Below are 6023 nucleotides of genomic sequence, written 5' to 3' on the forward strand. Positions count from 1 at the left end.
GTCGCGCGTCGGCCCGCGCGCGCTCCGCGGACACGGTGATGTACGCGTTGATCTTCGGGTTCAGCAGCTCGATCCGACGCAGGTACGACTCGGTCAGCTCGAGCGGCGAGAGCTCGCGCGCACGCAGCGCCCGGGCAGCGCGCGCGACGGTCAGTCGGGACAGGTCGAGATCGCTCACGGCGCGAAGTATACGCCTCGGAGCATCTCACTCCGTGCCCGAGCTCGCGACCTTGGGCGGCGGCTCGAGCTTGAACGTCAGCTTGTCGATCTTCCCCGTGAACTCGAACGGCGGGTCGTAGCGGTCCACCAAAGACTCATGCGGTCAGCTACCGCTTGAGCTTTGCGAGCGCGAGCTCCGCCATCTCCGAGTAAGCCCAGGGGTAGCGCCCGCCGTCCGACGAGTCGACGTAGATCAGCTCGCCCGTGTTTGCATCGACGAGGCAGGTCGCGACAGTGAACATACGGTCCTTGACCAGCAATCCGTGAGGGCCTCCAATCTCTAGACGCGTGAACAGGACGGCATCCGCTCCCACGAGCGCCGCCAGCTGGTGGATCTCGTCGAGGCTGCCGCGGAATGCCGTTTGGGCTCCGGTCCGGTCCGCCGTACGGAGGCGGCGCAGCGCGTCCTCTCCCGTCTGCTGGGCCTGAGTCAGCTGGAAGCGCAGCTCGGGTCGCGTGTCGAAGATCGTACCGTCGAGCTCCAGGAGCTTGGGATCGAAGCCGCGCAAACGAAGGAGCTTGTGCGCGGTGTCTTGAACCTCTGCAGCACCCGCCCGGAGCTCGTTGAAGAAGTCTGCGTCGGTCAAGTATTGAATGAGCGGGAGCGCGGGCTCGACTTGGAGGATCGCGATCCGTTTCAGGGCGGACAGCTTCTGGTTCGGGTCTCGCCCCTCCGTCTTCCGCAGCAGGGCAAGTGCGATCCCCGCGTCCGGGGCGTGAGGGTCCGCTCGTAGATAGTCCGTGAAGATCGCCGCAGCTCCCGTGGAGTCACCCTTCGCGAGCAAGACCTCGCCCAGCCCGCGCTGGGCGGGCCGATACGCGGGATCGAGCACGAGCGCGCGGCGCATGTGACCCTCGGAGCGATCGAATGACTGGATCAACAGCTCACTCTTGCCCTGCAGGTAATGCAATGGCGCGCTGTCGCCGTAGCGCTGGCGAACGAGCTCCGTATCCCGGAGCGCGCGAGCATACTCGCCGCCCGCAACCTCGAGCCGAACGCTCTCGAGGCTGACTCGCGAGAGCGCAGCGCGCAAGGCGGCTACATCGTTGCGCCCGGCCGGATTGGCCGGGACCGCCCCGCTCTGCACGAGCGACGCGCAGTGCTCCCTTCGCTCCTGATATCGCGTCTTCCATGAGTCCGGGTCCGTGGGCGCGCCGAGCGCGGTGAAGAGCTCGGGGGCCGCCTCGCTCCTGAAGCCGGCCCGGGCGAGCCACTCCATGGCCGCGGCATCGGCCTCGTCAACTCGGTGGCGCACGTCCTGATCGAGTGACTTCTCGATGCTCGAAGCCGGCAGTGTCGCGATCGGTCCCAGGGCCCGCCAGACACGAGCCGCCGTCCGCTTGCTTCTAGTTTCGGAGTAGGTGCTCGCCAGGCGATCGGGCGCGATCCAATACAGGCAGTATCCGATCACAAGGGCCAGCTGGGACTCGTCGGCGACGCGGGCGAGAAGGCCCGCGTCCAGGTACACGGCTCCGTTGCTGAGTACCATGGCACCCATCGCGGGACTGCGCCTCACAGCGATCCGGAGCTGGATCGGGCCGCCGGGAGCCTGTGCTGCGATCGCGGCCCCGACAGAGTCGAGATAGGTTTGGAGCTCGGGATCGTCGTCGATCAGCAGGCCGCGCGTCTCGACGTCTCCTTCGTACGCCTGCGCGTAGTAGTCCAGAGCCTCGCGTTCTTGACTCAGAGGCGACGCACAGCCACTCAGTTCGACTGCGAGCGCCAACGAGACCCAGACTGGGAGTGCCGAGCGAATGAACTGATTCTAGCCCGGACTGGACAGAGCGGGCCAAGTCCGCGAATCAATCGAGATTGGAACGTTGGATCTTGCGACTCCCGTGAGGGGCTGACAGCCGAGGCGTCAGGGGCCGGCGAGGTTCCCTTCGCAGGTGACTTCGAAGGCCCCCGCTGCTCCCAACACCTTCAGAACCGGTGAGTCGCAGGAAGCGGGAAGTGAGTCCCGCATGCCCCTCGCCTTGACCGAGAACTTCTGGCCCTCCTTGAGCTCGGACGGGCCACAAGGCAGTCCGCCGTACTGGTCCCGATTGCACTCGACCCAGCAAAACAGAGTGGTCGGGAAGCGAGCCTTCTTGTGGTACGGCGTGATCATCTGGAGCTTGCCGGTGAAGTTGCCCTTCGTATCGAGCTGCAACGAGCCGAAGGTGTCTTGCCCGAAGCCGAGGCCAGAGTCGAAGATGTGGCACAGTGCCGATTCCTTGAGGAACGGTCCCGCGGCCTGGGCGGTCACTCCCAAGAGGCCAACGGCCAGAGCTACGAGAAGCGCGAGCATTCGCTGCATGTCTACCCGAGTCTACACTGTCTCGATGCAGGCTTGGAAGCGTCAGATCCAGCGCCGCACGCGCGCCCGGTAGCGGTGATACTCGTCGCCGAACTTCCCGGCGAGATACCGCTCCTCGGGACCGATGCACCATTCGCCGACCACCCACACGAGCCCCGGTCCCAGGAGCAGCGGCCAGACCAGGCCGGCCAGCAAGGAGACCCCGGCGTAGAGCAGGAGGAGCCCGAGATACATCGGGTTGCGCGTGAAGCGGTAGGGACCGCCGACGACGAGCGCGGTGGTCGGGCGCACCGGCACGATGCTCGTGCCCGCCGACCAGAAGTGCCGGAAGCTCGCGACCGTGAGGGCGACGAAGGCGAGCACGAACACTGCGCCGAGCGGGCGCGCGACGACAGCGGGCGGCTGCGGCAGCGGCGCGAAGCGGTCGAGGACGAGGCCGCCCGCGAAGAAGAGCACGTAGATGAACGGCGGCGGGAAGACGACGCCGGAGTGGTCGCTGGGGGCGCTTGCCGGCTCGCTCATGCCCGCGATTGTACGCCACGGCGCCGCCCGCGGCGCGCTCGGACGACCCCGAGTGACTCTAGCTCCGAAGCGCTCGCCCGCGGACCCACCACTTGCGGAGCTCCTCGAGCACGAGCAACGCCGCCGCGAACGGCAGCACGAAGAGCCACACCTCTGTGCCGATCGGCGCCGTTCCGAACACCGCGTTCCCGAGCGGCGTATAGTCGATCGCCGCGATCAGGCCGACCTCGAGCAGCACGCCCCAGAGAATCAGTGGGTTGCCGAGGAGGCCCGTCGAAGCGAGCGAGCGATCGGGGCTGCGGCACAGGAAGACATTCACGATCTGCAGCGCGATGATCGCGCTGAGACAGGCGGTGGTGGCGCGCAGATAGAGCGGGTCCTCCGCGCCGAGCATGGCGCCGTAGCTCCAACCCGCACCGCGCAGTACGAACAGGAAGGCGGCCAGCGAGGCCACCGCCTCGATCAGTCCCAGGAACAGATACGCGCGCAGCGCGAGGCTCCAGTCGAAGAGTCGCTGGTGCTGGGAGCGCGGGGGCACGCGCATGAGCGCCGGGTCGGGCTTCTCGACGCCGAGCCCGAGCGCGGTCAGTGAGTCGGTGCCCATGTCGATGGCCAGGATCTGGATCGGCGTGAGCGGGAGCGGGATGGCGAACAGCGAGAACGCGAGATACGGCACCAGCTCGGGTACGTTGTGCGCCAGGATGTAAGTCAGGAACTTGCGGATGTTCGCGAAGACGGCCCTCCCCTCTTCGATCGCGTTCACGATGCTCGCGAAGTTGTCGTCGAGGAGCACCATGTCGGACGCTTCCTTCGCCACGTCGCTGCCGCTGCGGCCCATGGCGATGCCGATGTGGGCGCTCTTCAGCGCCGGTGCATCGTTCACTCCGTCACCGGTGACTGCCACGACGTGCTTCTTTTGCTTGAGCACGTCGACGATGCGCCGCTTCTGGTCCGCCTGCACGCGGGCGAAGACGATCTCGGGCGCGTCGAGCGCGACCGACAGCTGGACGTCGGTGAGTGCGCGGAGCTCGTCGCCGGCGATCACGCGCGCAGCATCGGACTCGATGAGGCCGACCTCGCGCGCGATCGCGCGCGCCGTTCGCGGATGATCGCCACTCACCACGATGACGCGGATGCCGGCCGCGCGGCACTTCCGGACCGCCTCCGGGACCTCCGGCCGCGGCGGGTCCTCGAGCCCGACGAGCCCGCTGAAGACGAGGTGCTCTTCGAGTGACTTGTGGTCCCAGACCGGCTCGAGCGGACGATGCGCGAACGCGAGCACGCGCAAGCCGTGCTCGGCCATGTCCTCCTGGGCGGCGCGGATGCGCGCGCGGAGCTCCGTCGAGAGCGGAGTGACTTCGCGGTCGCGATGGATGCTGTCGCACAGCGGCAGCACGGACTCCGGCGCGCCCTTGCACCAGAGCGCGGGACCGGACGACATTTCGTGGATCGTCGACAGCCGCATGCGGTCGGCGTCGAACGGAATCTCGTCGAGCCGGCGGTGCGCGTCGAGCTCGGGCAGCGCCTGGCGCGCGAGCGCCACCAGCGCGACCTCCATCGGGTCGCCGAGGAACGTCGTCTCGCCGCGCTCCTCGACCGACCGGAGGTCGTGACACAGGCCCGCGCCGAGAAAGAGCGGCTCGTGACTCGTCACCAGCGCGCATCCCGCCTGCGCTGCGTCGACGGAGACGCGCTCCATGCCGACGAGGAGCTCGCGCGCGAGCATGCGGTTCTGAGTCAGCGTCCCGGTCTTGTCGGTGCAGATCACCGTCGTCGAGCCGAGTGTCTCGACCGAGGACAGGTGGCGGATCAGCACGTTCCGCTTCGCCATGCGCTGACTCGCCAGCACGAGCGCGAGCGTGAGCGTGGGCAGCAGGCCCTCCGGCACCATCGCCACGATGATGCCGATGGCGAAGATGAAGGCGTTCCAGAAGGGCACGCCCACGAAGCGGCCCACCGCGAAGAAGAGGACGCCGATCGCGACCGCCACGACGCCGATCACGCGCGAGAGGCGCGCGATCTCGGTCCGCAACGGAGACACCACGTCGCCGACCGTCTGCGTGAGCTGCGCGATCCTGCCGAACTCGGTGCGCATGCCGGTCGCGAAGACGACCGCGCGCGCCTGGCCGGTGACGAGCGTGGTGCCGGCGAGCACGATGTTCCGGGCGTGGATGAGGTCGCCGCCGTTCACCGGCCCTGCGAAGCGCGTCCGCGGCAGTGACTCGCCGGTGACTGCCGCGTCCTCGACGCGCACGCCGAAGGCCTCGATCAGCCTGCAGTCGGCGGGCACGCGGTCGCCCTGCTCGAGCAGGACGACGTCGCCGGGCACGAGCTCCGTGCGCCCGACCTTCAGCACCTTGCCGCCGCGCGCCGCTGCGACCTGCTGGGGCAGGAGCTTCCGGAGCACCGCGAGGATTTGCTCCGCACGGTACTCCTGCCAGAACGAGAACACGCCGCTCACGATGATCACCACGACGATGGCGCAGGCGAGCTTCGCCATGCCCTGCCCGGGCGCGCTCCACTCGGCGAAGAACGCCAGGCCCGCGGCGATCCAGAGAATCACCGCGAAGAAGTGCACGAACTCGCGCAAGAGCCGCACCGCCAGTGACTCGCGGCGCAGCTCCACGATCAGGTTCGGCCCGAACTCCTCGAGCCGGCGGCGCGCCTCGGCGTGAGTCAGCCCCTCCGGCCCGCTCGCGAGGCTCGCGAGCGCACTAGTCTCCGAGAGCTGCTCGATCCGGAGCCGGCCGGAGTGACTCGCCGGAGCGAGCATGAGTCAGCGCGGGATGGCCTTCTTCAGGCGCTTCACGAGCGAGCTGGCGCTGTTCACCGCGTCGGCGAGCAGCGTGTCCGCGGAGCGCTTCACCTGCCGCCACGATCCCTCCGCCGCGGCAGACACCTTGCCGAGAATCCGCGCGACGTCGCGGTGGTTCCGCTTCAGGGTCGCGAGCTCGCTGCTCGCTTCCTTGCGCAGCGCGCGAA

5 protein-coding genes are annotated in these 6023 nt (G+C 68.2%); all 5 read right to left on the reverse strand.

Annotated elements, in window-relative coordinates:
• Nucleotides 1-326: 326 nt before the first annotated feature.
• Nucleotides 327-1946, reverse strand: a complete 1620-nt coding sequence (locus VMR86_05825; GenBank protein ID HTO06559.1) for a hypothetical protein — start codon at nt 1944-1946, stop codon at nt 327-329.
• A gap of 135 nt (nt 1947-2081) precedes the next feature.
• Complete coding sequence (locus VMR86_05830; protein HTO06560.1) at nt 2082-2519, reverse strand: hypothetical protein; 438 nt, start codon at nt 2517-2519, stop codon at nt 2082-2084.
• A 42-nt stretch (nt 2520-2561) separates the two neighbouring features.
• On the reverse strand, nt 2562-3041 hold the full coding sequence (locus tag VMR86_05835) for an isoprenylcysteine carboxylmethyltransferase family protein (GenBank protein HTO06561.1): 480 nt from the start codon (nt 3039-3041) through the stop codon (nt 2562-2564).
• A gap of 58 nt (nt 3042-3099) precedes the next feature.
• Entirely contained in the window at nt 3100-5814 is a 2715-nt protein-coding gene (locus VMR86_05840; protein ID HTO06562.1) for a cation-transporting P-type ATPase, read from the reverse strand.
• Nucleotides 5815-5817: 3 nt separating this feature from the next.
• Nucleotides 5818-6023: hypothetical protein (locus VMR86_05845; protein HTO06563.1), on the reverse strand; the 206-nt coding region annotated here is incomplete at its 5' end.

The sequence above is a fragment of the Myxococcota bacterium genome, from assembly GCA_035498015.1.
Classification (GTDB): domain Bacteria; phylum Myxococcota_A; class UBA9160; order SZUA-336; family SZUA-336; genus VGRW01.

What these genes read in the sequence shown, in the direction of transcription:
- VMR86_05830 (HTO06560.1), bottom strand. Translation starts at nt 2,519, where the DNA reads ATGCAGCGAATGCTCGCGCTTCTCGTAGCTCTGGCCGTTGGCCTCTTG.
- VMR86_05835 (HTO06561.1), bottom strand. Translation starts at nt 3,041, where the DNA reads ATGAGCGAGCCGGCAAGCGCCCCCAGCGACCACTCCGGCGTCGTCTTC.
- VMR86_05840 (HTO06562.1), bottom strand. Translation starts at nt 5,814, where the DNA reads ATGCTCGCTCCGGCGAGTCACTCCGGCCGGCTCCGGATCGAGCAGCTC.